The organism is Bradyrhizobium sp. HKCCYLS3070 (assembly GCF_051167575.1).
Classification (GTDB): Bacteria; Pseudomonadota; Alphaproteobacteria; order Rhizobiales; family Xanthobacteraceae; genus Bradyrhizobium.
The window spans coordinates 1,218,034-1,242,234 of sequence record NZ_JBNPTI010000001.1; the positions used below are offsets into that span (position 1 = coordinate 1,218,034).

Here is a 24,201-nt window from a genome sequence, read left to right on the forward strand (position 1 = left end):
CTCGAACCGAAGAGGTCGGCATGAGCGAGAGCGTGCGCATCATCGAAATGGGCCCGCGGGACGGCCTGCAGAACGAGAAGATGTCGATCAGCGTCGCCGATCGCATCGCCTTCATCCGCGCGCTGGTCGCGGCGGGCCTGACCACGGTCGAGGTCGGCGCCTTCGTCTCGCCCAAGGCGATCCCGCAGATGGTGGGCTCGGACGAGGTCATGCGCAGCGTGGCTGCACTGCCCGGCGAATTCCATGTGCTGGTGCCCAATGTGAAGGGCTATGAGGCCGCGCGCGCCGCCGGCGCCAGGGTGATTTCCGTGTTCACTGCGGCCTCCGAGAGCTTCTCCCGCGCCAACATCAACTGTTCGATCGCGGAGTCGCTGGAGCGCTTCAAGCCGGTGATCGCCCACGCCAGGACCGACGGCATCAAGGTGCGCGGCTACGTCTCCTGCGCGCTTGGCTGTCCCTATGAAGGTGAGATCAAGCCGCAGGCCGTAGCCGGCGTAGCCAAGGCGCTGTGGGATCTGGGCTGCTACGAGGTCTCGCTGGGTGACACGATCGGTGTCGGGACGCCGCTCAAGGCCAAGCAGATGCTGCGCGCCGTCTGCGACGATGTGCCGGTGACGCATCTGGCGATGCATTTCCACGACACCTACGGCCAGGCGCTGGCCAATCTCTATGCGGGCATGGAGGAGGGCGTCCGCGTCATCGATGCCGCGGCCGGCGGCCTCGGCGGCTGCCCGTTTGCGCCGGGCGCGACTGGCAACGTCGCGACCGAGGACGTCGTCTACATGCTCGAAGGCATGGGCATCCGCACCGGCGTCGACATGACGAAACTGCTGGCCGCCACCAACGACATGAGCCGGCTGCTCGGTCGGCCACCCGTCAGCCGTGTTGCAGCGGCGCTGAACGCGAAGAACAGGCGAATAGCGAATGGCGAGTAGCGAATAGGGGGCCCACTCGCTAGATCCCTATTCGCTAATGCCTATTCGCCATTCACGGGCCGCGTCAGCGGCTCAGATCCGGCCCCATCACGAGATCCGGCAGCGCCGTCGAGATCTGCGGCACGAAGCAGAGCAGCAGCACGGCGGCCATCATCAGCAGGACGAACGGCAGCGTGCCCCAGATCACCTCGCGCAGCGGGATGTCCGGCGCGACGTTCCTGATGACGAAGATGTTCAGACCCACCGGCGGGTGAATCAGGCCCATCTCCATCACGATCGTCATCACCACGCCGAACCAGATGATGTCGAAGTTTGCTGCCCGCAGAGGCGGCAGGATGATCGGGGCAGTCATCAGGATGATCGATACCGGCGGCAGGAAGAAGCCGAGCACGACCACCATCAGCAGGATCGCGAACAACAGTTCCCAGCGCGGCAGGTGCATCGCCACGATGGACTCCGCCACCGACTGCGAGATGTGCAGGTAGCTCATCACGTAGGAGTACAGCAGCGACATGCCGATGATCAGCATCAGCATGGTCGATTCGCGCAGCGTCGCCTTCATGATGGGCGCGAGATCGGCCGGGCTCCAGACGCGGTAGATGATCGCGATCAGCACGAGCGCGAGGATACCGCCGAGACCGGCTGTTTCCGATGGCGTGGCGAGGCCGCCATAGAGCGCGACCATGACGCCGGTCAGCAGCAGCACGAACGGAATCACGCGTGGCAGCACGGAGAAGCGCTGCGCCATCGTAAAATCGTCCTTGGTCAGGATGTCCGACCACGCGCCCGATTTCTCATAGACGGCTTTCGCGCGCGCATATTCCTGCCGGAAGCGCACCACCGAATAGACGCCGAACAGGGTCACCAGCAGCAGCCCGGGGCCGATACCGGCCAGGAACAGCCGTCCCAGCGATTTCTCCGCCGCGATCGCGAACAGGATCATCGTAATCGAGGGCGGCAGCAGAATGCCGAGCGTGCCGCCGGCCGCGATGATGCCGGCGGCGAAGCCCCCGGAATAGCCGCGCTTGCGCATCTCGGGAATTCCGGCCGAGCCGATCGCCGAGCAGGTCGCGGGGGATGATCCCGCCATCGCCGCGAACAGCGCGCAGGCGAACACGTTGGCGACGCCCAATCCGCCGGGCACGCGATGCAGCCACGCATGCAGCGCCGAGTAGAGGTCCTGGCCTGCGCGGGAGCGGCCGATCGCCGCGCCCTTGAGGATGAACAGCGGGATCGACAGCAGCGTGATCGACGCCATTTCCTCGTAGACGTTCTGCGTGACCGTATCGAGCGACGCGGCAGGCATGTAGATGGCCATGAACACGACGGCCACGGCGCCGAGCGCGAACGCGATCGGCATGCCCGCGAACATCGCAAACAGGGTCGAGAGTCCGTAGGCAACCCCAATCCCGAACACGCTCATCGACGCGCTCCGGTCAGCGGAGCCACGATCTGCAGCAGCATCTGCAGGCACAGCAGGGTCATCCCGGCGGCCATCAGGCCGTAAGGAATCGCCAGCGGCGGCGACCACATCGAATTCGAGACCTGACCATCGACCCAGGCCTCATGTGTCAGGGTCCAGGATTTCCAAGTGAAGAAGGCACAAAACAAAAAGCTCGCGACGTCGACCAGCCAGAGCCTGATCTTGTTGGCGAGCGGCGACATCAGCCCAACGAAGGCTTCGATGCTGACGTGGCCGCGATGCTCCTGCACATAGGCCGCAGTCATGAAGGTGGCGCCGACGAGCAAGAACACGGCGGCTTCGTCCTGCCAGTAGTTGGCGGCCTTGAACAGTGCACGGCCCGCCACGCTGTAGCTCAGGATGAGGCAGGCCGCGACCAGTGCGAACGCGGCCAGAACCACGATGATGCGATTGAGCAGCGAGACAACACGCTGGAGCGGCGCCAGCGGACCGCTGGCGCCGATGGCTGTCGTGGCCTCGGTATCGATAACGGGCGCGTGCATCAATCAGGCCGCGACGTCGGAAGCGAGCTTGAGGAGCTTGGCGCAGTTCGCAGACTTGCCGCCATAGTCCTTCCAGGCCGTGTCACGGGCAATGTCGCGCCATTTGTTGACGGTCTGGACATCGAGCTCCACAACCTTCGCGCCCGCCTTTTCGTAGACCTTGGCAACTTCGATGTCGTCGTCCTGCGCGCCCTTGCGCCCGAACGCCTCCATCTCCGCGCCGACCGCCAGGAGGATGTCCTGCTGGTTCTTCGGCAGCTTGTCGAACGAGGCCTTGGACATCATCAGCGGCTCGAGCATGAACCAGTACGACGCCTTGGCGCCGGAGGTCAGGGCCTTCGACACTTCCTCCAGGCGGAACGAGATCAGGCTGGTCGACGAGGTGATGCCGGCATCGCAGGCGCCGGTCTGCATCGCGGTGTAGATTTCGTTCGATGGCACCGACAGCACCGAGGCGCCGGCGGTCTGCAGCACCATGTCCATCTCGCGCGAGCCGCCGCGCACCTTCATGCCCTTGGCGTCCTCCGGCGTCACCAGCGGCCGCGATCGGCTGGCAACGCCGCCCGCCTGCCAGACCCAGGTCAGCAGGATGATGCCCTTGTCGGCCAGAAAATCGCTCAGCGTCTTGCCGACCGGCTCATTCTTCCAGCGCATGCCCTGGTCGTAGGTCGTGACCAGACCCGGCATCAGCGCGATGTTGGTCTCAGGCACTTCGCCGCCGGCGTAAGGCATCGGATAGAGGCTGATGTCGAGCGCGCCCTTCCGCATGGCCGAGAACTGCGCGACGGTCTTGATGAGCGAGGAGTTGGGATAGATCTCGGTCGCGATCTCGCCGCCGGAGCGCTTCGCAACCTCTTCGGAGAACACCCGGCAGAGCCGGTCGCGGAAATCGCCCTTGTCAATGGTGCCGCCGGGAAACTGGTGAGAGATCTTCAGCGTCGTTGCTGCGTGGGCCGTACCGGTTCCAAAACGCAGCATGGCCGGCGCAGCGAGCGCGGATGCGATGACATGACGGCGTGTGAGCATGAGATTTCCCCTGAACAACTTCTGGTTGGGTTCCCGACCCGGTTCGTTGGCGTGACTTATACCAGCCAATCTGTCGAGCTTACCTCTAGCCGAACTAGACAGTTCGTTCGAGGCCAAATGCATGGGAAGCGACATATTGCTGCGGCGCACGTACCGGCCTGTGAATCCCTTGCGCGGTTGTACTAACATGATCTTGCCGGGCAAAATTGTGTCCTCGATTCCGGAACGGGACGCATTCGAGTCAAATTTGATCGAACAAAATTCTCGCCCGCGCTCGTAACAATCGCCTTCATCGGAACGTCGATATCCAAGAACGGCGCGTCCGTCGCCGTCGAACCCCGTCATACGAAGGAGCGATCATCATGACCAATCGTAGCCGCCTCATCCTCGGTATCTCCGCTGCCGCCCTCGCGTTCAACGTGGCCGTCGCGCCGGCGGCCTTCGCGGAGGACAAGATGAGCAAGGACGATGGGATGAAAAAGGGCGCGATGTCCCACGACGGCATGAAGAAGGACTCGATGGCGAAAGACGCCATGAAGAAGGACGATGCCATGTCCAAGGACGGGATGAAGAAGGACGACGGCATGATGAAGAAGAACTAGCTCGTCTCGCACGGCATCGTGCGATGGGACGACCGTATCAGTCCCATCGCCGATGAATTGAGGAGTCGCGCGATGCCGGACGCGACGACACGCAGGTCTCGTGGCGGCGGCGTCGCTGCTTACTTCTTCTTTCCACGGGCCTTGCGCGCGGCGTAGCGCGCATCACGCTTCGCCTTCTGCTCAGCTTCCATCTCGGCCAAGCGGGCGGCTTCTTCTTCCGCCTCGCGCGCAAGCCGGGCACTCTCGGCGGCCTTGGCCTCTTCCTCGAGACGCTGTTGCTCAGCCTTGGCGGCCTCGCGCTCCAATCGCTGCTGCTCGCGGCGGGTGGCGGCGGCCTCGCGCTCCTGCCGTCGCTTCACGACTTCGGGATCGTCCGGTCCCGGCTGCGATTTGAACTTCTGCACGATGCTCTGGCGGGCCTGCTGCGCGGCCTTCTGCCGATCGGCAAATCCAGGTTCCTTGAATCCTCTCATGGAGACGTCGTCACTTCGCTATTTGGGTGTTCGATCAGGGTGTGGTCGGTCAGGGGCTGCACGCGCCGCCAGGCAATTCTTCCACGAGTTCGTGAACACGAGCGGAGGCCGACGCGAGCCCGTGTGTATAGGATCGCATGCGTCGATGACAAATGCTTTATCGCCGCTCCTCCACATCCGTCCTGCCTGGCGCTTGCATGGCGCTCGCCGGAGGCTATGTAACCATCCCCGTCGCTGACGCAGGTCGGCCGGCCGTGAGTCGCTTCACGCCTCGCGGGCACCAGCGCACCGCCCGGGTGCGACATCCAACGGAGTTGACCGGCATGACCTCTGTTCGCCGCGGGCGCATGGCGCTCGGCCTCGCGCTCGTCGCTCTCGTGGTCAGCGCATGCGTGATGACGGCGGTCCTCGCCCGCCCGAGGCCCGTTTCGGCCGGTGTGCTGGGTTCCGAATGGGAATGCGGGCAGCTGTTCTGGGTGACGAGCTGTACCCGGATCGAATCGATCTCGCCGGCATCGCGCCAGCAGCAGCAACCGCACGGTGAGGCCGCTGGCCTGCGTGCCGCCTAGGCGCACCGGCGATGAGTACGCAGGGGCCGGATAGACGTGGCGCCGTGGCGGCACTCGTGTTCGCGGCGCTCGTCGTGGCCTTCGGCTTGTGGCTGGCCCGCAGCCTGACCTCCGCAAGCCGGATGCAGGACTGCCTGATGTCGGGACGAACCAACTGCAATGTGATCGTGCCCGACCGGTGACCGCCGATCTGCCCGTACCGGATCGGCAAGGCCGCGCCGGCGAGTTTGCATGATCGGAGCGGCGAATCAGCCGGCGTCTCGGTTAACCTGACGGCAGCAGGTTGACGGCAGCAGGTTGACTTGGCCGCAAAATCGTCGGGATTTTACCCGTTTGTCGCGCAAACTATGGTGTGTCCGGACCATCCACGCCGAAGCCGGCGATCCGGGATCATCAATCCGCATCACACCCCGCGTGCGCGGCAACCAGCGCAGACGGCGGGCGATCAAGGGTAGGGGAGAATGACGTTGTCCAACCAGAGCACACGGTGGCTGCCCGCGATCGCGATCCTGACCGCGGTCGTGATCCCCGCCCAAGCCTGGGCGCAAACCCAGGACCAGGCTGGTCCTGGCGCCGGGCATTCGCCCCAGGCCCGCCCGCCGGGTGTCATTCGCCAAGCGCCGACCCAGGGTGGGCAACCGGCCGGCCAGCCCCATGTCCAGATCCCGCGGCAAGCCGGCCCCATGGCCGGCCAGCCGCAGGGAGCACAGCCGGGCGCACCGCCGCGGGCTGCCGTTGGCCCTCAGGGACGTCCGCCGGGAGCCGGTCAGGGCTTCGCAGCGGGCCACGGCCCGGGCCCTGGTCCGGCGATGGCCGGGCGGGGACCGGATGCGCGTTATGCGCACGGCCGGGTCGCGGTGCGCGACTATGGTGGGCAGTCTTATCGCGGCCGCGTCGGCTGGGAGGGTGGCCGATGGCGGCACGAGGTTCACAACGGCCGCCCGGGCTGGTGGTGGGACGTCGGCGGCGTCTGGTACTATTATCCCGAGCCCATGGAAGGGCCGCCGACCTACGTGTCGGAGGACTATGCTGACGATGTGGTCTATGCGCCGTCGGCGGCCTACGAGGCGCCCCCGCCGGTTGCCTACGAGCCGGCGCCGCCTCCGGCCGAAGTCGATCCGGGCGCCAGCGCGCTCGGGGGCGCGATCATCGGCGGGGTGCTCGGCGGTATCCTCACCGGCAAGGCGGGCGGTGCCGCGGCGGGCGCCGTGCTTGGTGGTGCCACCGGCGCGATCGCCGGCGCTACGGCTGCGGCGCGACCAGGCTACTATCTGTCGCAGGGCAATTGCTACTATCGATATCCGTCGGGAGAGTATGTGGCGGTCGATCCGCGCTCCTGCTACTGAGCGCTGCCGACGGTCGGAGCGCTGCAGTGAGCTTGGTTGGCCGCTGCGGAGCTCTGGCCGAATCTCCGCAAAGCTCCGGAGCGGGAGTTGGAGCGAATCTTGATAGACTCCACTTCATTGTTCGTCACTGTTCGAGAGGTGAGAGCTCCGGGGCCATGACCAAGGCGTCCAAGCTGGTTGCCGCCAAGGGCGGAAGGGTTCTCCTGGTCCGGCGCCGGGCCGACGGGCGCTGGATGTTTCCGGGTGGCCGCAAACGCGCGCAGGAGACGGCGAAGGACTGCCTGAAGCGCGAAATCAAGGAGGAGCTTCCCAAGCTCAAGCTCGGCCGGCTGCGGCTATGGAAGGAAGTCACCGCCAAAAACAAGCGCTCGGGTCGCAAGATGAGCGACGCCATCTTCATCGCCAAGCATGCCAAAGGGCGCCTGGAGATCGGAGACAAGAAGGAGATCGACCGCGCGGTGTGGCAAAAGCCCTACGGACTCAGCCTGACGCCGACGTCGCGCTACATCCGCGACCAGCTGTTTCCACGAAAGTCGGACTGAACCATCGTATGCTGGGAACATCCCGGCCGCTTGGGCGTTATCTGCCCATGCCTTACGATAGCACAGACAGACAGCCTCGCGTCCTCACGCCGGAAGAGCGTCGGGCGCGTGACGCCACCCGCAGGGCTGATGCCGAGCAGGCCATGCGCGATCACGAGGCGGCCCAGCGGGCCTTTTACGCCAACCGCGAGCGGCTCAGGGCCGAGCGTCTGGCGCGGGAGGCCGCCACCAAGTCGGGCTGACGGGCGTTCCTGTCAGCTCGCCTTGCGGCTCCGGAACGCATTCGCCATCCGCAGGAACGCTTGATCCAGCAACGCATACATGTCGCCGGTGATGTCGCAATCGAACATCGCGCGGCGCATGCATGTCATCCACTCGTCGCGCTCGGCGTCGCCGATCGGATACGGACGGTGCGCGGACATGATGCAGCGATGTTCGGCCCGCTCGAAATAAAGCGCTGGCCCGCCCAGCCATCCACTGAGAAATTCGAACAGCAACTGCTTGATCGGACCGAGATCGGCGTCGTGCATCGCGCGGATGCGGCTGGCGCCGGGCTCCTGGTCCATGATGGTGTAAAAGCGCTCCGCCAGACGGCGCACGCCGGCTTCGCCGCCGACGAGCTCATAGGGCGTCGCCTCGTTCACAACTGCTTCTGCTTCGCTGGCCGAATTCGCTGCCGTCATCGCATCTCATTTCCGCTCGCCCCTCTGCAGCCAACAAGCGGCAGAGGTATGGCGCCTTGATCTGGATCAAGCGGGAAAACGAGCGTGCGTTCGGGCTAGCGGATGCTGGCTTTGACGAGGCGCTGCCGGTCGGTGTCGGCGGCGATCTGGCGCAGCGTCTGTCGGAGCAAAGCGAGGTCGACCGGCTTGGAGAACGGCGGATAGACATTCAGGCCGAGGATCTTGCCGGCGCGGACCGTGACGTCGCGGGTCTGATCGTCGGAGCCGCTGATGATCAGCACCGGGGTGCGGGATTTGATGTCCGCCAACAGCTGCAACACCTCGGTGCCGGAGCGCTCGCCGAGATTCAGGTCGAGCGTGATGCATTCGAAATTGCGCCGGCGCAGCACGCTCATCGCGCCGTCGACCGAGTTCACGCCGGTCGTCGCAAAGCCTGCCTGCACGGCGATCTTGCGCAGGATCGACAGATGAACGTCGGCATCTTCGATCACGAGAAGTTCGTTCAGCATGGTCCCCGTGCGGCTGGTGTGTCGGCTACAGATGGACCCGCGGAACTTAAGAGGGGGTTTCTGATTTCCTCGTAAACATTCGATCCCGTAGAACAACGGAAAATCTGCACGCTATCCGCCATTGCCGCGGCGTCGCGCGGCTCAGAACGGCCGCCGGCTCGACATCGCGTTGGAGGAGCCTGGCAGATTGGTCGTCGGCGTCGAAGCGGGCGGTGGCAAGCGGCCGCGCGATTGGCGCCAGTGCTGGACGTGCAGGAGGATGCCGGCCACCAGCAGCGGCGCGACGGCGGCCACCGCCAGCAGCGGCGACAGCGGCTTGGGGGTGACCATCTCCATCGTCATCTCGCAGACCATCCAGATGGCTGCGGACGCCAGCACGAAGTCGCGGGAGGGGATGCGGAGCCAGTACAGGAAGCCGGTGATGATCGCGGCCGGCGCAATGATCGGGCCGATCATGTAGAAGTTCAGCTCGGGCGGCGTCACGGCGTCCAGAACCATCGATGCCAGCAGCCACAGGCTGAGGAACATCACAACGCCGTCGACGTATCTCATGGCCAACCTCCGCCGCGACATTTTGGCGCAATCTTTGTCCGGTTTATGGCTGTTCCGTCAAGGGCCCAGGCGTCCCGGGACGATTTGCAGCCCGATCCGATGGATTATCGCCCGCGGCCAGGCATACCGACCAGTTCCTGGTTCCACGACCATCCCCTGCTCAATCCGCCGAAAACCCGAACGGAACCGACGACGTCCGGAAATCGTCCGGCAGGATCTCGCGCCCGATCGGCGGCGCGGAGCGTGCCGCGCATTTCGGCCGGTGGCAGACCCGGCAGGCAACGCCGATCGGGGTCGGCGCGTCGGCATCAGGCCCGTGGCCGTCGCGGGTATAGATCAGCTGCCCCGCATGCTCGGCGGCGCAGCCGACCGCAATCGCCCGCTCGACGCGCACCGCGCCATAGGAGCCGCCGCCGGCGGTCACGGTGCGGGCGATCGAGAAGAACCGGCGGCCGTCGGGCAGCTCCAGCCATTGGGTCACGATCTGGCGCGGCGTCTTGAAGATGCCGTGCACCGACCACAGCGGGCAGGCGCCGCCATGCCGGGCGAACGGGAAGCCGGCGCCGTCGAGCAGCTTCGACACGTTGCCGGCGGGATCGACGCGGATCAGGAAGAACGGGATCCGTTCCGCGCCCGGCTTCTGCAGGGTGGTGACGCGATGCGCCGTCTGCTCGAAGCTGGTGCCGAACTGCCGCGCCAGCGCCTCGAGATCGTAGGCCCTGGCATCGACGGCTTTGGCGAAGATCGAATAGGGCATGATGATCGCAGCCGCCGCGTAGGCCGCGAGCGCGCGGCGCGCCAGCAGCTCGGCGGTCTTGCTGGCGAACTTGCCATCCTCGAGTGCCGCGCCGATTTCGGTGTCGAGCTCGAGATAAGCGAGCTGCCGGGCGAGCTCGAATTTCAGGCTCGCGCTGTCCAGCGAGTCCTCGATCAGCAATTGCCGGCGGTGCAGGTCGAGCCGCCTGAGCGAGCCAAGCATCACGTTCGGCGGCATGTAGCGGACCTGGAGATTATGCCGGACGCGAAAGCGCTCGATGAAGCCGGCCGGCCCGGCGGAGACCTGCGGAGCCCCCGTCGGCGCCCCCTGGAAGATGGCCTGCGCCAGCCGCTCGGCGGCATCGTCGAGCTGGGCAAAGTTGTTGCGGCGGGCGGCGAGGAAGCGGCGGACATCGGCGACGGGATCGTTGGCGTCGAAGCCGTCATTGCCAACGCGGGGCGCGCTGCCGGCCGGCACCGGAGCGCGCTGCTCGGCCAGCGCGAGCTGCTCCTCGCGATACGCCGTGTAGAGGCGCAGGAACGCCTCGGTCATGCCGGGATAGCTGACGGCGAGATCGCTGATCTCCAGCGCGGGGATGTCGATGTCGGAGAACATCGGGTCCTTGAGGACCGACTGCATCCGCGCGGTGTGGTCGGCCCCGCCGTCGCCGGCGAGATCGGCAAGGTCGATCTTGTAGGTCCGCGCCAGCCGCAGCAGCATGTCGGCCGTCACCGGCCTCTGGTTCCGCTCCAAGAGCGCCACGTAAGGCGCTGAGATTTCGAGGTCCGCGGCCATGTCGGCCTGGGTCAGGCCGAGCTCGCGCCGGAGCCGGCGCAGGCGCGGGCCCATGAAGATCGATCGTGCCGTGGCGGTGGTCATGGCCAAATTCCGGTCTTGTAATCTCCTTACAGCTATACACGAGAAGTTTGTAAAGTGTGACAAGTTTTCCGCGCAATGTCTGGTCCGCCGGCGCCGGGTGCTTACAACAGGTCCCAGGTTGTCCTTAACCAAGGGATCACGGACATGAACTTTCAACCGCGTGGACTGAACGACCAGGCTCTCCAGGGCCCCTCGTCCTACCAGGCCGAGGTCGAGGCGGCGCGTGCGCTGCTCGAGACCAACCCGACCTGGAACGGCGTCACCGCCGAAGCCGTGGCGCGCATGCGCCTGCAGAACCGCTTCAGGACCGGCCTCGACGTCGCCCGCTACACCGCGGCCGTGATGCGCGCCGACATGGCCGCCTATGACAATGATAGCACCAAGTACACCCAGTCGCTGGGCTGCTGGCATGGCTTCATCGCGCAGCAGAAGCTGATCTCGATCAAGAAGCATTTCGGCAAGACCGACCGCCGCTACCTCTATCTCTCGGGCTGGATGATCGCGGCGCTGCGCTCCGAGTTCGGCCCGCTGCCGGACCAGTCGATGCATGAGAAGACCTCGGTGCCCGCGCTGATCGAGGAGCTCTACACCTTCCTGCGCCAGGCCGACTCGCGCGAGCTCAATGACCTGTTCCGCAGCCTCGACGCGGCCCGCAAGGCCGGCGACAAGGCGAAGGAGACCGAGATCATCGCCAAGATCGACGGCTTCCAGACCCACGTCGTCCCTGTGATCGCCGACATCGACGCCGGCTTCGGCAATGCCGAGGCGACGTATCTGCTCGCCAAGAAGATGATCGAGGCGGGCGCCTGCGCGCTGCAGATCGAGAACCAGGTCTCTGACGAGAAGCAGTGCGGCCATCAGGACGGCAAGGTCACCGTGCCGCATGACGTCTTCCTGGCCAAGATCCGCGCCTGCCGCCACGCCTTCCTGGAGCTCGGCGTCGAGGACGGCATCATCGTCACCCGCACCGACTCGCTCGGCGCCGGCCTGACGCAGCAGATCGCCTTCTCTAGCCAGCCCGGCGATCTCGGCGACCAGTACAACAGCTTCCTCGACTGCGAGGAGGTCACGCCCGAGAACGCCCGCAACGGCGACGTCATCATCAACCGCGACGGCAAGATGCTGCGTCCGAAGCGGCTGCCCTCCAACCTCTACCAGTTCCGTCCCGGCACCGGTGAGGACCGCTGCGTGCTCGACTGCATCACCTCGCTGCAGAACGGCGCCGACCTGTTGTGGATCGAGACCGAGAAGCCGCATATCGAGCAGATCGCCAAGATGGTCGACCGCATCCGCAAGGTGATCCCGAACGCCAAGCTGGCCTACAACAACTCGCCGTCGTTCAACTGGACCCTCAACTTCCGTTGGCAGGTCTATGACGCGATGAAGGAGGCGGGCCAGGACGTCAGCAAGTACAACCGCGCCGAGCTGATGAAGGCGGAGTACGACGACACCCCGCTGGCGAAGGAAGCCGACGAGCGCATCCGCACCTTCCAGGCGGATTCGGCCAAGCGCGCCGGCATCTTCCACCACCTGATCACGCTGCCGACCTACCACACGGCCGCGCTCTCGACCGACAACCTCGCCCGCGAGTACTTTGGCGAGCAGGGCATGCTGGGCTACGTCAAGAACGTCCAGCGCGCCGAGATCCGCCAGGGCATCGCCTGCGTCAAGCACCAGAACATGGCCGGCTCCGACATCGGCGACGACCACAAGGAGTACTTCGCCGGCGAGAAGGCCCTGAAGGCCGGCGGCGCGCACAACACGATGAACCAGTTCGGCTGATCTCTGCCGGGTGAACTGCTGAACTGATGAGACCCGTCTGGAGCCATTGGCTTCAGGCGGGTCTCGCTTTTTGATGGTACGCCTAACGGCGGAGTGCGGTCGCGTACGCGGCTTAAGGTTTGTGGCGCACTCGCTCCACACCGTCATGGCCGGGCTTGTCCCGGCCATCCACGTCGATCGGCGTCCTTGGAACGCCATGGATGCCCGGGCCTTCGCCGCGCCGAAGCGGCTTCGGCCGCGCAGGCGGGACAAGCCCGGGCATGACGAGTAACAAATTGACCAACTTCGTGTGGCTGAGGATTGTCTCGTCATCCGCGACCGCTTCGCCCCAGCGCGACCACCTCAGCGCTCGCTCAGCGCCAGCCGCGCGCCGAGCAGTGCGAAGCCGCCGGCGAACGCCCGGCGCAGCCACGCCATCACCCGGGGGCGGCTGACGACGCGATCGCGCACCGCCGAGGCGAACAGCCCGTAGACCACGAACACCGCGAACGTCATCGCCATGAACGTGCCCGACAGCTCGAGCATGGCGGCGAGCGGATGCACTTCGTCCGCGGCGATGAACTGCGGCAGGAAGGCGAGGAAGAAGATCGACAGCTTGGGATTGAGGATGTTGATCAGAAAGCCGGTCAGCACCACGCGCCCGGCCGAGCGCGCCGCGTCCTTCGCGTCATCCTTGGCCTCCACCGAGAGCGCGCCACGCTCACCGAGCGTCTGCCAGGCCATGTACAAGAGATACGCAACGCCACACCATTTCAGCGCGGCGAAGGCCAGCGCGCTGGTGTGCAGCACGGCGGCAAGCCCGATGATCGCAGCGAGCATCGCCGGGATGATGCCGAGCGTGCAGCCGAACGCCGCGGCGACGCTCATCCGCGATCCCTTCGTCAGCGCCACCGCGAGCGTGTAGAGCACGCCGGTGCCGGGCGAGGCCACCACGATCAGCGAGGTCAAGAGGAAGGCGTAGGACATCGGGAAAGCTCCTTGGGCGAGACGAGGCGCATCAGCCCGCAAGGCGCGGCAGCAGCCTCGGCGCATCGCCGCGCTCGATCTCGGCGGGCTGCTGATCGCTGAACACGGGTGATGGCCACGATGTCAGGGAGCCCTCGCCATTTCAACCGGCTCGGACGCCCGATGCGGCCGCTGCATCGCCTCGAGGCGAGGGCCGGCGGCGTCGGCCTCGCCGCAGCCGGCGAGCATGACCCCGCCGATCGTGAGCCGTGGGCTCGTGCCGCAATGCGACGGCCAGGCGATGATGGCGGCGATGTTGCCGAGGAGGAGAACGGCGAGCAGGACGAGCATGGCCCGCCGTCCTGTTGGCGTGGGTGACGACATCGGGACTTCCTCACGATACGGTTGACGCGATCGCGGCTGCACCGCGACGATCGCCATCGGTTCGATCGGGTGCGGCCACACATGCGAACACACGCCGCGGACGCGGCGCTTTTGCGCAGGTCGGATGTCGCCATGTAAGATCTTGTTGCTGTTCGTGCGCGCACTCCCGGCAGCCGGTGATTGCAAGCCGCGCGCGTCCGCACCGCAGGGACGCAACGGGCGACGTCGCTCAGTCCCGCCGCATGACGACCTATCGGCCTGATCATCTGAACCTCATCACGTTGCAGGGGGGGCGGGGCAGGGGACGTGTTCGACCGTCATCGCGACGCCTTGCGCGCCCGAGTTGTGCTGGTCGTCTCGCCCCATGAAACAGAGGGCGCGGGGAATGCCGGGTGAGGGCCTCACCCATGGCCCGCCTGCAGAAGAAAAAGCAGGCGGCAGTCACCACAGGTTCAGCCGGATCAACCCGGCATTCCCCGCGCGATGGTCTTCACGCTTATACGCGATCTCCCCGGTGTCCGGCTTGTTAGCCACCGTCGCCCGTGGGGGTCATCATCCCCCAGGACTTGGCGCCAGCTTCGGGGCGCCAGGACCACGCGATTTCGCGTCCGCACGGAGTCGTTCGTCCGCGCGCCTCAAGCACGCTGCGACCCGCCTGCGGCCACCGCATCCCGCGCCCAACGTCCGTGACGATCGCGATCCGCCCCTCTCGAGGAGCACGGGATGGGGACAGTCAATCATGGAATTCGGAAAAATGGAAGACGAATATTTTTCAGAAGCGGACTGGACAGGGGTGATCGTGTTGAGCGGCCTGATGAAATAAGTTTGTCCGCGCATCCTCACAGCACATGTTGCTGGAAAGCGCAGCGCCGTCGCGCCATGATCCCGAAATGCCCACCGGTCACTGCAACCTGCGCGGGTGCCGAACGCGTCGCCCTGGCATTGATCGCGAGGAAGGTTGTGGCGGAGCAACCGCGTCACGTTGATGACCCTGAATTCCCGCCGCTGGCGATCGTCTGACACATGACCACCGACGTATTTGATGCTGGGGGACGACAGCGACTGTGTCCTGTCAGCAACGTCATCGGTTTTTGATAGTCGCTCTATTCCCCCTAAGGTTGCGGCTATTGTTCCCCAGATCGGCCCCTGCTACCGCTAGTCAACAACAGTAGGGGTGCTGTGGGGGCTCAAATGGACTATTTGCGTTGGATGGCCACCTGGGTGGCCATCCTTGGAGGGGCGTGTCTTGGCGGGTGTGCTGCGCCGCTTGCGGTCAACAATGTGACCGACATCAGGTCCAGCACGGGCAGCCGAGGAATCGACGTCTACGAGCCGAAGCGCCGAACCGACGCAAGCGTGCCCGAGTTCGCGGGTGACCAGCTTGTGGAAGTGCGGACGTTTCACAATCCCGGCGGAGGAGGCGAGGTCGAGATGGCCGGGGCCTCCTGCTCACTGGAAGCCTCCGGTTTCAGCGCAACCATGACGAGCCCCGCGAAGGTGCGCGTGCCGCTCTATCGCGGACAGTCGAGCACGCTTGCCGTGACCTGCCAAAAGCCCGGCTATCAAAAGCGAATGATCACGGTCGCACCCTTCGATGCGACGCGCCAGGCTCGTCTGGCCAGCGGCGTCAATGGCGGGATCCTTGGTGCGGTCATCGTGGCAGGCATCGATGCCGCCGCCGACAACACGAAGAACGACTGGCGTTATCCCGTGGCGAAGGTCGTGCTGGAGGCCGATGCCCCCGGCGGGTAAGGGAGCGGATTTTTCGTCATTGGCGGTTACGGCAGTTGCGGTGACGGTGCATGAAACTGCCGCGCCAAGTAGCGAGGTCAAATTTGCGCACCGGAATTCTCGCTCAAGGCCGCCCGACCGGAGGCAGTCCCCGGGCCTGCCGCAAGCACTCGGTTTCGGACTGTCCGCGCCACCGGCAGTCGTCATACTTGATACTTGGCCGACAGGAGCGCGACCATCAGGACAGCGATCAGCACCATGCACGCCAATGCCTGACGATTGTCCGCCTTCATGGATGGCTCACGCCCGTCTAACCTGTCCCGGCGCGTCACGCTGGAAAACGTTGCGCCGTCGCGCCATGATCCGGCCGTGGCCGCATTTCATGCTGGCCGGCCGCTGCAACCTCGGCAGGCGCCACGCGTGGCGACGGCGCGTCGCCGGATACTGAACCCTGGAGTGGACGACCATGAGAGCCCTCGCGCTGATCCCCCTGATCGCATGCCTCGCCGGCTGCGGGATGGTCGACGCCGTTCAAAACGGACTTGCCTACAGCCGGGCTGTCGAAGCCGACCTCCTCGCCGAAACCGGCGTGCGTCCCGCAGTCGGCTTCAACTGGAACAACGGCACGCTGACGTCGGTCATGGTGACCTTCCCCAAGCTCTACACCGCCAAGCCGCTGTCGGAGCTGTCGGAGAAGGTCCGGGCCGCGGTGATCAAGGAATTCAAGCAGAGCCCGAAGCAGCTGGTGCTTGGGTTTGCGGTGAGCGGGTGAGGGGCTAAGGCAGTGCGGCCGCGTTACCTGACGTCGATGGAAGTTTAGTGCACTGTCACCGTAATCTGGCCGCTCCAAGAAGCACTCGGTCGGAGAAGCAGAATGTCGGAATGGCTGACGACCTATTGGCCCGCCATTCTGGTTGGCGTGGTGTTCGGAACACTCTTCTCGTTGGTCAGAATTCTTGCGCCGATTTGTCTTCAGCGCCGTCCTGTTCCTGATCGCCTACAAGGTGCTCGTCAACGCGATGGGGCATGCCGGGGCGCGATGGGATCATCAACTCGCCGGCGCCGCCCTGCTGGGGATCTTCGCCGGTTGCCTCGTGCGCCCTGGTGTCGCCCGAATGGTCAGGACATTCAGATCAACGGGACATGCCGGCCCGGAATCGTGATGACATCGCCGGTTGGTGCGGCGACAGTGCGTTCGATCCCCGCGCCGGCGCCATGCTGCGGAGCGACATCAATGCCAGGCATTCACGCCATGAGAGCCCTCGCGCTGATCCCCCTCATTGGATTACGGTGACAGTGCTGGACTGCCCCCCTGAAGTGAGACACGATAATCTCGGTGACAGGCATTCCGAGGATGACCTGTGGCAGCAAGAGGGAAGAAGCGTCAGTTCCGACGGCTTACAAGCTGAAGGCGATCAAGCGTGTCGAGCGAGGCGAAGGCGTTCTGCCTGTGGCGCGAGAGCTTGGGATATCGCGCAAGATCCTGCACGACTGGATCAAGGCCTGGAAGGCGCAAGGGCCCGACGGCTTAAACCGCAAGCCGGGACCGAAGCCCGGCCCCCGGAAGCTCAAAGCTCCAGCAACCTACGACGACAAGCGGTCCGCACTGGCGCTGGCGAATGCCCGCATCGTCGAACTCGAACGGCTGGTCGGCCGCCAGCAGATGGATCTCGATTTTTTTCGGCAAGCCTTGCGCGCATTGGAGCGGCCGGTAGCGCAAGGCAAACCCGCACCCGCATCGTCGAAGTCGTCCAAGCCATGACGTCGGAGACGACGGACTCCAATGCCGATGTGCAACGGCTCTGCCGCTTGGCCGGTCTGCCGCGCGCGACCTATTACCGGCATCTCAACAGACGCAGTCGTGAGGTGGCCGACTGCGAGTTGCGCGACCAGATCCAACGCATTTGCCTCAAGCATCCGTTCTACGGCTACCGGCGCGTGACAGCCACCATCAGGCGCAAAGGCATGGTCGTCAATGCCAAGAAAGTGCTTAGACTCATGCGCGAGGATAATCTTCTCGCGCAGCGTAAGGTGCCATTCCTGAAGCCGCTGGCAGAGCGGCCAAGGGACATTGTTGTCGTACCGAACCTCGTGCGTGGCTTGGTGCCGTCCGCTCCTGACCAGATCTGGGTCGCGGACATCACCTACGTCCATCTCGCCACGACCTTCGCCTACCTCGCGGTCATACTCGACGGGTTCTCGCGCAAGGCGGTTGGCTGGGCATTCGAGAGCACGCTCGATGCCTCGCTCGCAATCTCGGCATTGGAAAAGGCAATCGAGACCCGCAAGCCCGAGCGCGGCAGCCTGATCCATCACTCAGATCGCGGCGTGCAGTACGCCTCGATCGCCTATCGCCAGATCTTGGCGGATCGTGACATCACGATCAGCATGAGCAGACCTGGAAACCCGTTCGACAACGCCAAGGCTGAAAGCTTCATGAAGACGCTCAAGGCCGAAGAGGTTAACGGCAAGGCGTTCTCCGACATCAAAGACGCTCGTCGCCGGATCGATCGCTTCATCGCGGACGTCTACAACAAGCGACGCCTGCACTCGGCGCTCGGCTACCGATCGCCTCTTGAGTTCGAAGCCGCGTTCGCGCAAAACAAAGCACGATAGCACGTTGTGGCAACCGCTCTGTCACCGAGATTATCGTGTCTCACTTCAGGGGGGCAGTCCAGCACTGTCACCGTAATTCCGGACTTCGGTCGTCGCTTACTAATGGAAAGCTCTGGTCTGCCGTAACGAGAATTTGAAATCAAGATGATATCGAAGTTTGATCTCTATCAATGATGCAACTGCAAGCCGAATAAATGGTGGGTGGTGGAATTCGTATATTCTCTCGGGGGCGAAAGTGCGTACTTTTGGAATGATGCTCGTCGCAATCCTGCTGCTGCCGGCGACACTGACTATTACAGCGGCGGCTGAGCCGGTCAATAGTCGTGCTGAAACTTGGATTCTGGCCCAGCAAAGCAACAAGCAGGTGAGCACACCTACGCCAAAAGGAAAGTCATGCAGTCAGTCGTGCTCGAATGGAAGCAGCTGTAGCACTAGCTGCGATCCTGGCGAAAGAGCGGATTGCTACTGTAGCTCTATCAGCGGCGATGCCAAATGCGAGTGCACAAAATCAAAGAAACGGCTGCTGTCTATACAGAAAAAATGACGCGCCGAAATATCCCTGGACTACGAAGACGGAGCACCAAGTTGAACGATCGGTGCCCCCTCGGGAAAGGCGACGGCTAATATTGTGCACCGTCACCGTACTTCCCGAATTCAATAAATCAAGGACTGCAACGCTCGATTGTGCCTTGGATTGGCCGAACTAGCCAGTCGGCATGTGGACAACCTTACGCCGTCGTCATCCCAAAAAACCGCTTCACGGTGGCGGTGCACAAAAATGGAGCTATGAAGCGCCGCTTCCGGCGTACAGCCCCCGGCGCCGGTGGCGGCTTGATGATCAGGCCTTGCCCTGTGGGAAGCGCGAGAATGGCGACGCCATGCTGAGAGGCCCAAGCGTCGAATGCACGCTTCTGGGCTTCGTAGCGGACGAAACCATAATCGTCGAGCAGAACCGGGGCGCCGGGCTGGAGCTTGCTCCAGAAGTGGTCGACGGCCGCGAGCTCGGGCGTGACGTTGTTCATGTCGATCGACAGATATGCGACGGCATTGATGTCGACGGTCGACAGGCTCGATGGGACACTGCCACGGATGATTTCGACGTTGTTGTATTCGGAGAAGTTGCGAACGGTATCCTCATAGATGTCGGTCTTGTACATCTCTCTGAAGTAGCCGAGGTTGCCGCTTGCGACCTCTTCATCGGTGACGAGGCGCTCGTCGACACCGGTAAACGTATCAAACAGAAAAAATCGACGTTGGAGGTTGTTCCAGTCGAGATAGTGCATGATTGAAGAGCTGAGCATGCCGCGACAGACGCCGCATTCGACGAAATCGCCGCCAAGGCTGACGCCGATGCTGGCGCACCACAGTGCAACATGCGTCCGCCAGAAATAGCGAGGCTCATAGCCCTCGGCGGCGACGCCACGTTCGTAGGCGGCGACAAAGCGGGGATCCCGCATGAAGTCATGGTTGTGCACGATCGCGGGATCGGTTCGCAGTCCGGCGTAGTCGTATACGGGCGTGTAGAGCCGCGGGCTGGCAACGTCCGGAGTCGAGGGCTCGCTCGAGTTGGTGCCGTCGTTCGCTCCGGCCAGTTGCAGCTTGAGCTTGATGAGCTCGGTCGACATCTCACGAAGCGCCAAACTCTCGCGCTGCAGGTTCTGGAGATAGCTGGCCGATACCGTCTCCGTCGGTTCGCTGGCTTGCGAATCCGTTGGGACTTGATCCTCACCTTCGTTGCCCAATCGCGCGGGATCGAGTTCGGCGGCGTCGTTCGGTCCTGCCTCGTTGTCCTGCTCGCTGGCATTGCGGGCCGACGAGACCAGCTGATGGAGCGTCGATTGGCGAATGAGTTGGAAGCCGACGCCGTTGAGCAGCCGGTTGATCACGGCGCCATAGCTTGCAGACATGCTGGCTCCACTGGCGCGAACGCCTAGCCAAAAAGGCCTTACTGGAATTCGATGAAAATGACTTGCGATACCTTTGGTTGTCGACCTTAGCACCCTGGTTGCGCAGACTGCAATTCCGGCAGACGTGGAGGTGCCGACATGATCGAGCTGACGCGCGGCGATCGGGCAGCTTCTTCGTGACATCGCCTTGGTGGAAGAGCTCATGGAGACGTCCCGCCAGCTTCGCACGAGCATCGTAGCCAAGGGAATGACTGAGGATCCAAAGCCGCGTGAGGATCGAGGGCGTTCGACTCATCGAGTATGAAATCGAGTTCCGATCGAGACGCATTCAGGCTGCCGCTTACGGGCGATCCAGGCCACGCATCGTCTTACCGATGTGCCGACGTGGCCAAGGGAGGCGTCTACCAGGCTGACTATTCGATCGTTCGGGATCTTGGTGAGCGCGCCGGGACTCGAACCCGGGACCCCATGATTAAAAGTCACGTGCTCTACCGGCTGAGCTACGCGCTCGCTTCCAAGAAGCGGTGCGACGGCAGGGCCGTCACGGTCCGGATCGTCGGCAGGTCCCCATCGGAACGCTCTAGGCGTGGCCGTGGTTCACTGCGGCATGAGATCGGGGCGGCAAAAAAACCCGACCTTGGGCCGCATGCTGTCGTGGGCGCTGTGTAGGGGGTGGGTCCGTTCCGGTCAATAGGGCGGGCGGGGGAAACCACGGGAGATCGACGATCGTTTCGGGCGCGGCGATGACGGTGCCGTAGCCCGCCATGAGCCGCCATCATGAGCCGCCGTCGGCGCTCGAGAGCGCGGCAGCGGAGGCGACCTGCGGGGGCTCACGGGCCGTCGCAATGACCCCGGGTGTCGCTGCCGCCTGCGCCCCCTCGGGCCCAGGCGTCCGCTCATTCGGGCTACGCGGCGCAGGCTTCCGCAGGCCTCGCTCGGCGCTACGCCTTCTCCGCCGCCTTCGTTGCCGCCGCGCTCAGCGGCGCCGGTTGCATTCCGGGCCCGGCCAGCTCGGGCACCCAGACCGGGCGCAGGCCGATCAGCTCGGCGGTGCGGACGGTGGCGTGGCGCCAGAACTCGAAGGAGTTGATGCGGGACATCTCCAGCAGCGCGATGGCGACCGCTGAGAGGAACGGCAGGCTCTCCAGGATCAGGACGGCGGCGAAGATGTAGAGCTCGGTGATGGCAAGCGTGTTGGTCACGATCAGAATCGTGGCGCCGATCAGGAGCAGGGCGCCGATCACGGCCTCCCAGAACGCCTGGAACTCGATCGACATCCGCGACAGGCCGCCCTTGGACGTGCGGGCGAACGCCAGGTGCTCGGTGATCAGGCCCTGCGCCACGGCGCGGCTGACCGTCCACTGCACGCTCATCGCCGCGACCATCGCGCCCAGCATCTGCCACGGCTTCACCGCCACCCGCAGCCGGTAGAGAATCAGGAAGTGGGCGAGCGAGACCACGAAGGCGGCGAGGATCGGGATGGTCAGGATCTTGTCGGGAATGGCGATGCCGGCGAAGGCAACGATCGGCGTCCAGATCAGGTTGAGGATCGCCACCACGACGCCGAGGCTCTCGGCGCCGAGCCAGTTGAGCCAGCCGAGCGAGAACTCGCGCTTCTGGTCCGAGGTCAGCCGGCTGTGGCCGGGCAGGAAGCGGCGCCAGTGCTTCTTGACGATCTGGAAGCCGCCATAGGCCCAGCGATGGCGCTGCTTCTTGAACGCCTCGTAGGTGTCGGGCAGGAGGCCCTGGCCGTAGCGGGTGTTGGTGTAGTGGGTCTGCCAGCCGAGCTCCTGGATCGCGAGGCCGAGATCGGTGTCCTCGCAGATCGTGTCGCTCGACCAGCCGCCGGCCATGTCCATCGCCGCGCGCCGGATCAGGCACATCGTGCCGTGCACGATGATCGCGTTCTCCTCGTTGCGCTGGACCATGCCGATGTCGAAGAACCCGGCGTACTCGCCGTTCATGATGTAGTGCATCAGCGACAGATGCTCGTCGCGATGCTCCTGCGGCGCCTGCACCAGGCCCACGGCGGGGTCGGCGAAGGCGGGCACGAGGTCGGAGAGCCAGTCCGGCGTCACGACATAGTCGGCGTCGATGATGCCGATGATCTCGGCGTCAACAGCGGTGCGCTCCATCGCGATGCGCAGCGCGCCGGCCTTGAAGCCCTTGACCTTCTCGGCGTTGATGAACTTGAAGCGCTCGCCGAGCATGCGGCAGTGATCCTGGATCGGCTGCCAGAACGCCGGGTCGGGCGTGTTGTTGATGATGCACACGACCTCGTAGTTCGGGTAGTCGAGCCGGGCCAGCGCATCGAGCGTCTGCTTCATCATGTCGACCGGCTCGAAATAGGCCGGCACGTGGATCGACACCTTCGGGCAATAGCCCTCCGGCATCGCGGCGCGCTCTTGCGCGACCTTGTCGCGGGTCAAGAGGCGCTGCGGCTCGCGGCCGAAGGCGATCGCGGCGATCTCCTCGATGCGGGCCATCGCGATGAGGATCAGGGGAACCAGGAGGATCAGGCCCAGCGTCAGCGCGAAGGTCGAGCCCCAGACGAAATAGTGCACGTTCCAATAGGCGAAGACGTTGGAGACCCAGGCACCGACGCCGTGTGCCGTGATGGCGAGCATCATCGCCTGCAGCACGGTCGGCTGGCGCAGCCGCACGATCGGCAGCGACAAGAGCACGCCGACCAGGAGCGCGATGGTCGCGAGCTGCCAATAGTCGGGATTAACGATCGGGCCGGTCCAGGCGAATTTCGCCTCGCGCGCGGCGTTGAGGACGCCCCAGTACGGGCCGACGCCGCCTTCGAAATATTTCCAGGGCTGATCGATCGCCTCGACGATGTTGTACTCCATGCCGATCGAGGCGGCCTGGGCCAGGAAATTCCGCAGCACCTTGGCCTGGCGGAGCGGGCCCGGCACGGCGGGACCGCGGTTGTCGCCGCTGCGGCTGTAGCCCTGACTCGGCCAGCCGAACTCGGCGATCATGATGCGCTTGCCGGTAAACTGCTTCTTCAGGAGCTGATAGCGATCCACCGCCTGATCGACGGCCTGGTCGTCGGTGAAGAATTCCCAATAGGGCAGGACGTGCGCGGCGATGAAGTCGACATTGGCGGCGAGCTCGGGGTTGTCGCGCCAGGTGTTCCAGACGTCGCCGGTGGTGACGGGCACGTTGACCGACTTCTTCACGCGCTTGATCTTCTCGATCAGCTCATCGACCTTCTGGGTCGCCGTGAGGATGGTCTCGTTGCCGACCACGATGCCGATGACGTTGCTGTTGCGGCGGGCGAGGGTGATGGCCGACTGGATCTCGCGCTCGTTGCGGTCCGGATCCTTGTCGATCCAGGCCCCGAGCATCACCTTCAGCCCCGCCTCCGCCGCCAGCGGCGGCACGATCTCGAGGCCGCCGGTAGAAGAGTAGAGCCGGATGGCCCGCGTCATCGTGGCGAGCTTCTTCATGTCGGCGCGGATGCGTTCCGGCGAGGCCACCGTGTTGGCGCCGGGGGCCCCGGTTCCTTCATGCGGATCGTAGGAGACGCTCTGCAGCAGGCCGGTGAAACCGGGGGCCTCCTGCTTGTCCTGCAGCAGTCCCCAGAGGGCAGCGTGCACAGCGGTGACGAGGAGCAGGACGGCGACAACGGCACGCATTGGAGGGGCAACCATTCCTAGGATCAAGTCAGCGGTGAAGCGGAGCGGTCGATCGCCGTTCCATCTCGGGTATGCGATGCTACCGGGATCACGTTCGCGGGCGACGTCCGACGACGAGCGGCGAAGGCGATCATTCTCACGCCGTCACAGCCGAAGGCCGCGACATCATATGTCATCCCAACAGAGCCCAATCCTGCTGAACGGTGCCTGAACCGGGGCGAGGCTCAGGCGCGCGTCGACGACCTCGATCGTATCTCGGCCGTATCCTGCCACGTGATCGGAGCGCTGTCATGCCGCAGCCGCGCATGGCGCCTGGTCGTCGGGATCGTGCGTCCTGCCCGCCTTCAGGCG

At 64.6% G+C, this 24,201-nt stretch carries 24 protein-coding genes and 1 tRNA gene; 12 read left to right on the top strand and 13 right to left on the bottom strand.

All coding sequences use genetic code 11. The annotated features are described in order from the left end of the window. The first annotated feature begins 20 nt into the window (after positions 1-20). Positions 21-935: a hydroxymethylglutaryl-CoA lyase gene (locus ACQR03_RS05640; RefSeq protein WP_315751629.1), complete on the top strand. Its 915-nt coding sequence runs from the start codon at positions 21-23 to the stop codon at positions 933-935. Positions 936-999: 64 nt separating this feature from the next. Here ACQR03_RS05640 and ACQR03_RS05645 read toward each other — a convergent pair whose 3' ends face one another. From ACQR03_RS05645 to ACQR03_RS05655, 3 genes are read right to left on the bottom strand one after another with little or no spacing between them, the layout of a single operon-like run. Beyond that, complete coding sequence (locus tag ACQR03_RS05645; RefSeq protein ID WP_315712058.1) at positions 1,000-2,358, bottom strand: TRAP transporter large permease; 1,359 nt, start codon at positions 2,356-2,358, stop codon at positions 1,000-1,002. Continuing rightward, positions 2,355-2,900, bottom strand: a complete 546-nt coding sequence (locus tag ACQR03_RS05650; RefSeq protein WP_315751628.1) for a TRAP transporter small permease — start codon at positions 2,898-2,900, stop codon at positions 2,355-2,357. Before ACQR03_RS05650 ends, ACQR03_RS05645 begins: the two co-directional genes overlap by 4 nt. A 3-nt stretch (positions 2,901-2,903) precedes the next feature. After that, on the bottom strand, positions 2,904-3,926 hold the full coding sequence (locus ACQR03_RS05655) for a TRAP transporter substrate-binding protein (protein ID WP_315712055.1): 1,023 nt from the start codon (positions 3,924-3,926) through the stop codon (positions 2,904-2,906). Between the two features lie 362 nt (positions 3,927-4,288). On the opposite strand from ACQR03_RS05655, the gene ACQR03_RS05660 reads away from it, so the two are divergent. Beyond that, positions 4,289-4,528 carry a pentapeptide MXKDX repeat protein gene (locus ACQR03_RS05660; protein ID WP_315755521.1) on the top strand — a complete coding sequence of 80 codons (240 nt, stop codon included), beginning with the start codon at positions 4,289-4,291 and terminating at the stop codon, positions 4,526-4,528. A 119-nt stretch (positions 4,529-4,647) separates the two neighbouring features. On the opposite strand, the gene ACQR03_RS05665 is transcribed toward ACQR03_RS05660, so the two are convergent. Then, complete coding sequence (locus ACQR03_RS05665; RefSeq protein ID WP_315751626.1) at positions 4,648-5,001, bottom strand: DUF6481 family protein; 354 nt, start codon at positions 4,999-5,001, stop codon at positions 4,648-4,650. Between the two features lie 323 nt (positions 5,002-5,324). Here ACQR03_RS05665 and ACQR03_RS05670 point away from each other — a divergent pair, with 323 nt between their 5' ends. From ACQR03_RS05670 to ACQR03_RS05690, 5 genes are all read left to right on the top strand, one after another. Continuing rightward, complete coding sequence (locus ACQR03_RS05670; RefSeq protein WP_315712050.1) at positions 5,325-5,570, top strand: hypothetical protein; 246 nt, start codon at positions 5,325-5,327, stop codon at positions 5,568-5,570. Positions 5,571-5,614: 44 nt separating this feature from the next. Then, entirely contained in the window at positions 5,615-5,752 is a 138-nt protein-coding gene (locus ACQR03_RS05675; protein WP_315826914.1) for a hypothetical protein, read from the top strand. Positions 5,753-6,031: 279 nt separating this feature from the next. Then, positions 6,032-6,916: a hypothetical protein gene (locus tag ACQR03_RS05680; protein WP_409998647.1), complete on the top strand. Its 885-nt coding sequence runs from the start codon at positions 6,032-6,034 to the stop codon at positions 6,914-6,916. Positions 6,917-7,071: 155 nt separating this feature from the next. Next, the gene (locus ACQR03_RS05685) at positions 7,072-7,458 is read left to right on the top strand and encodes an NUDIX hydrolase (RefSeq protein WP_315712048.1); all 387 of its coding nucleotides are present in this window, start codon (positions 7,072-7,074) and stop codon (positions 7,456-7,458) included. 47 nt (positions 7,459-7,505) lie between these two features. Then, a complete protein-coding gene (locus ACQR03_RS05690) occupies positions 7,506-7,700 on the top strand; it encodes a hypothetical protein (protein ID WP_315712046.1) in 195 nt (64 codons plus the stop codon). Positions 7,701-7,712: 12 nt separating this feature from the next. Here ACQR03_RS05690 and ACQR03_RS05695 read toward each other — a convergent pair whose 3' ends face one another. The 4 genes from ACQR03_RS05695 to ACQR03_RS05710 all read right to left on the bottom strand — a co-directional run bounded on the left by ACQR03_RS05695 (position 7,713) and on the right by ACQR03_RS05710 (position 10,838). Next, entirely contained in the window at positions 7,713-8,141 is a 429-nt protein-coding gene (locus ACQR03_RS05695) for a group II truncated hemoglobin (protein WP_315712045.1), read from the bottom strand. A gap of 95 nt (positions 8,142-8,236) precedes the next feature. Next, positions 8,237-8,650, bottom strand: coding sequence for a response regulator (locus ACQR03_RS05700; RefSeq protein WP_315712626.1), 414 nt, complete (start codon positions 8,648-8,650; stop codon positions 8,237-8,239). 141 nt (positions 8,651-8,791) lie between these two features. Then, a complete protein-coding gene (locus tag ACQR03_RS05705; protein ID WP_315712044.1) occupies positions 8,792-9,202 on the bottom strand; it encodes a hypothetical protein in 411 nt (136 codons plus the stop codon). Positions 9,203-9,362: 160 nt separating this feature from the next. Beyond that, positions 9,363-10,838 carry a helix-turn-helix domain-containing protein gene (locus ACQR03_RS05710; protein ID WP_315712042.1) on the bottom strand — a complete coding sequence of 492 codons (1,476 nt, stop codon included), beginning with the start codon at positions 10,836-10,838 and terminating at the stop codon, positions 9,363-9,365. A 144-nt stretch (positions 10,839-10,982) separates the two neighbouring features. On the opposite strand from ACQR03_RS05710, the gene ACQR03_RS05715 reads away from it, so the two are divergent. Then, positions 10,983-12,620, top strand: coding sequence for an isocitrate lyase (locus tag ACQR03_RS05715; protein ID WP_315751623.1), 1,638 nt, complete (start codon positions 10,983-10,985; stop codon positions 12,618-12,620). A gap of 342 nt (positions 12,621-12,962) precedes the next feature. On the opposite strand, the gene ACQR03_RS05720 is transcribed toward ACQR03_RS05715, so the two are convergent. Both ACQR03_RS05720 and ACQR03_RS05725 read right to left on the bottom strand, forming a co-directional pair. Next, a complete protein-coding gene (locus tag ACQR03_RS05720) occupies positions 12,963-13,586 on the bottom strand; it encodes a LysE family translocator (RefSeq protein WP_315751622.1) in 624 nt (207 codons plus the stop codon). Positions 13,587-13,709: 123 nt separating this feature from the next. Further along, positions 13,710-13,916, bottom strand: a complete 207-nt coding sequence (locus tag ACQR03_RS05725; protein ID WP_315751621.1) for a hypothetical protein — start codon at positions 13,914-13,916, stop codon at positions 13,710-13,712. A gap of 1,224 nt (positions 13,917-15,140) precedes the next feature. On the opposite strand from ACQR03_RS05725, the gene ACQR03_RS05730 reads away from it, so the two are divergent. The 4 genes from ACQR03_RS05730 to ACQR03_RS05745 all read left to right on the top strand — a co-directional run bounded on the left by ACQR03_RS05730 (position 15,141) and on the right by ACQR03_RS05745 (position 18,296). After that, entirely contained in the window at positions 15,141-15,701 is a 561-nt protein-coding gene (locus ACQR03_RS05730) for a hypothetical protein (RefSeq protein WP_315751620.1), read from the top strand. Positions 15,702-16,146: 445 nt separating this feature from the next. After that, a complete protein-coding gene (locus ACQR03_RS05735; RefSeq protein ID WP_315751619.1) occupies positions 16,147-16,452 on the top strand; it encodes a hypothetical protein in 306 nt (101 codons plus the stop codon). A 564-nt stretch (positions 16,453-17,016) separates the two neighbouring features. After that, the gene (locus ACQR03_RS05740) at positions 17,017-17,442 is read left to right on the top strand and encodes a helix-turn-helix domain-containing protein (protein ID WP_316172328.1); all 426 of its coding nucleotides are present in this window, start codon (positions 17,017-17,019) and stop codon (positions 17,440-17,442) included. Then, positions 17,439-18,296, top strand: a complete 858-nt coding sequence (locus ACQR03_RS05745) for an IS3 family transposase (RefSeq protein WP_315751616.1) — start codon at positions 17,439-17,441, stop codon at positions 18,294-18,296. The genes ACQR03_RS05740 and ACQR03_RS05745 overlap by 4 nt, the downstream gene beginning before the upstream one ends. 728 nt (positions 18,297-19,024) lie before the next feature. Here the strand turns inward: ACQR03_RS05745 and ACQR03_RS05750 are convergent. From ACQR03_RS05750 to ACQR03_RS05760, 3 genes are all read right to left on the bottom strand, one after another. Then, complete coding sequence (locus ACQR03_RS05750) at positions 19,025-20,203, bottom strand: TylF/MycF/NovP-related O-methyltransferase (RefSeq protein WP_434841036.1); 1,179 nt, start codon at positions 20,201-20,203, stop codon at positions 19,025-19,027. 434 nt (positions 20,204-20,637) lie between these two features. After that, positions 20,638-20,713: transfer RNA gene (locus ACQR03_RS05755), tRNA-Lys, on the bottom strand. Positions 20,714-21,144: 431 nt separating this feature from the next. Next, a complete protein-coding gene (locus tag ACQR03_RS05760) occupies positions 21,145-23,850 on the bottom strand; it encodes a glycosyltransferase (RefSeq protein WP_434841037.1) in 2,706 nt (901 codons plus the stop codon). Between the last annotated feature and the right edge of the window lie 351 nt (positions 23,851-24,201).

Excerpts from the sequence above, each read along its gene's own strand:
- ACQR03_RS05640 (WP_315751629.1), top strand. The coding sequence starts at position 21 with ATGAGCGAGAGCGTGCGCATCATCGAAATGGGCCCGCGGGACGGCCTG.
- ACQR03_RS05645 (WP_315712058.1), bottom strand. The coding sequence starts at position 2,358 with ATGAGCGTGTTCGGGATTGGGGTTGCCTACGGACTCTCGACCCTGTTT.
- ACQR03_RS05650 (WP_315751628.1), bottom strand. The coding sequence starts at position 2,900 with ATGCACGCGCCCGTTATCGATACCGAGGCCACGACAGCCATCGGCGCC.
- ACQR03_RS05655 (WP_315712055.1), bottom strand. The coding sequence starts at position 3,926 with ATGCTCACACGCCGTCATGTCATCGCATCCGCGCTCGCTGCGCCGGCC.
- ACQR03_RS05660 (WP_315755521.1), top strand. The coding sequence starts at position 4,289 with ATGACCAATCGTAGCCGCCTCATCCTCGGTATCTCCGCTGCCGCCCTC.
- ACQR03_RS05665 (WP_315751626.1), bottom strand. The coding sequence starts at position 5,001 with ATGAGAGGATTCAAGGAACCTGGATTTGCCGATCGGCAGAAGGCCGCG.
- ACQR03_RS05670 (WP_315712050.1), top strand. The coding sequence starts at position 5,325 with ATGACCTCTGTTCGCCGCGGGCGCATGGCGCTCGGCCTCGCGCTCGTC.
- ACQR03_RS05680 (WP_409998647.1), top strand. The coding sequence starts at position 6,032 with ATGACGTTGTCCAACCAGAGCACACGGTGGCTGCCCGCGATCGCGATC.
- ACQR03_RS05685 (WP_315712048.1), top strand. The coding sequence starts at position 7,072 with ATGACCAAGGCGTCCAAGCTGGTTGCCGCCAAGGGCGGAAGGGTTCTC.
- ACQR03_RS05690 (WP_315712046.1), top strand. The coding sequence starts at position 7,506 with ATGCCTTACGATAGCACAGACAGACAGCCTCGCGTCCTCACGCCGGAA.
- ACQR03_RS05695 (WP_315712045.1), bottom strand. The coding sequence starts at position 8,141 with ATGACGGCAGCGAATTCGGCCAGCGAAGCAGAAGCAGTTGTGAACGAG.
- ACQR03_RS05700 (WP_315712626.1), bottom strand. The coding sequence starts at position 8,650 with ATGCTGAACGAACTTCTCGTGATCGAAGATGCCGACGTTCATCTGTCG.
- ACQR03_RS05705 (WP_315712044.1), bottom strand. The coding sequence starts at position 9,202 with ATGAGATACGTCGACGGCGTTGTGATGTTCCTCAGCCTGTGGCTGCTG.
- ACQR03_RS05710 (WP_315712042.1), bottom strand. The coding sequence starts at position 10,838 with ATGACCACCGCCACGGCACGATCGATCTTCATGGGCCCGCGCCTGCGC.
- ACQR03_RS05715 (WP_315751623.1), top strand. The coding sequence starts at position 10,983 with ATGAACTTTCAACCGCGTGGACTGAACGACCAGGCTCTCCAGGGCCCC.
- ACQR03_RS05720 (WP_315751622.1), bottom strand. The coding sequence starts at position 13,586 with ATGTCCTACGCCTTCCTCTTGACCTCGCTGATCGTGGTGGCCTCGCCC.
- ACQR03_RS05725 (WP_315751621.1), bottom strand. The coding sequence starts at position 13,916 with ATGCTCGTCCTGCTCGCCGTTCTCCTCCTCGGCAACATCGCCGCCATC.
- ACQR03_RS05730 (WP_315751620.1), top strand. The coding sequence starts at position 15,141 with ATGGACTATTTGCGTTGGATGGCCACCTGGGTGGCCATCCTTGGAGGG.
- ACQR03_RS05735 (WP_315751619.1), top strand. The coding sequence starts at position 16,147 with ATGAGAGCCCTCGCGCTGATCCCCCTGATCGCATGCCTCGCCGGCTGC.
- ACQR03_RS05745 (WP_315751616.1), top strand. The coding sequence starts at position 17,439 with ATGACGTCGGAGACGACGGACTCCAATGCCGATGTGCAACGGCTCTGC.
- ACQR03_RS05750 (WP_434841036.1), bottom strand. The coding sequence starts at position 20,203 with ATGTCTGCAAGCTATGGCGCCGTGATCAACCGGCTGCTCAACGGCGTC.
- ACQR03_RS05760 (WP_434841037.1), bottom strand. The coding sequence starts at position 23,850 with ATGCGTGCCGTTGTCGCCGTCCTGCTCCTCGTCACCGCTGTGCACGCT.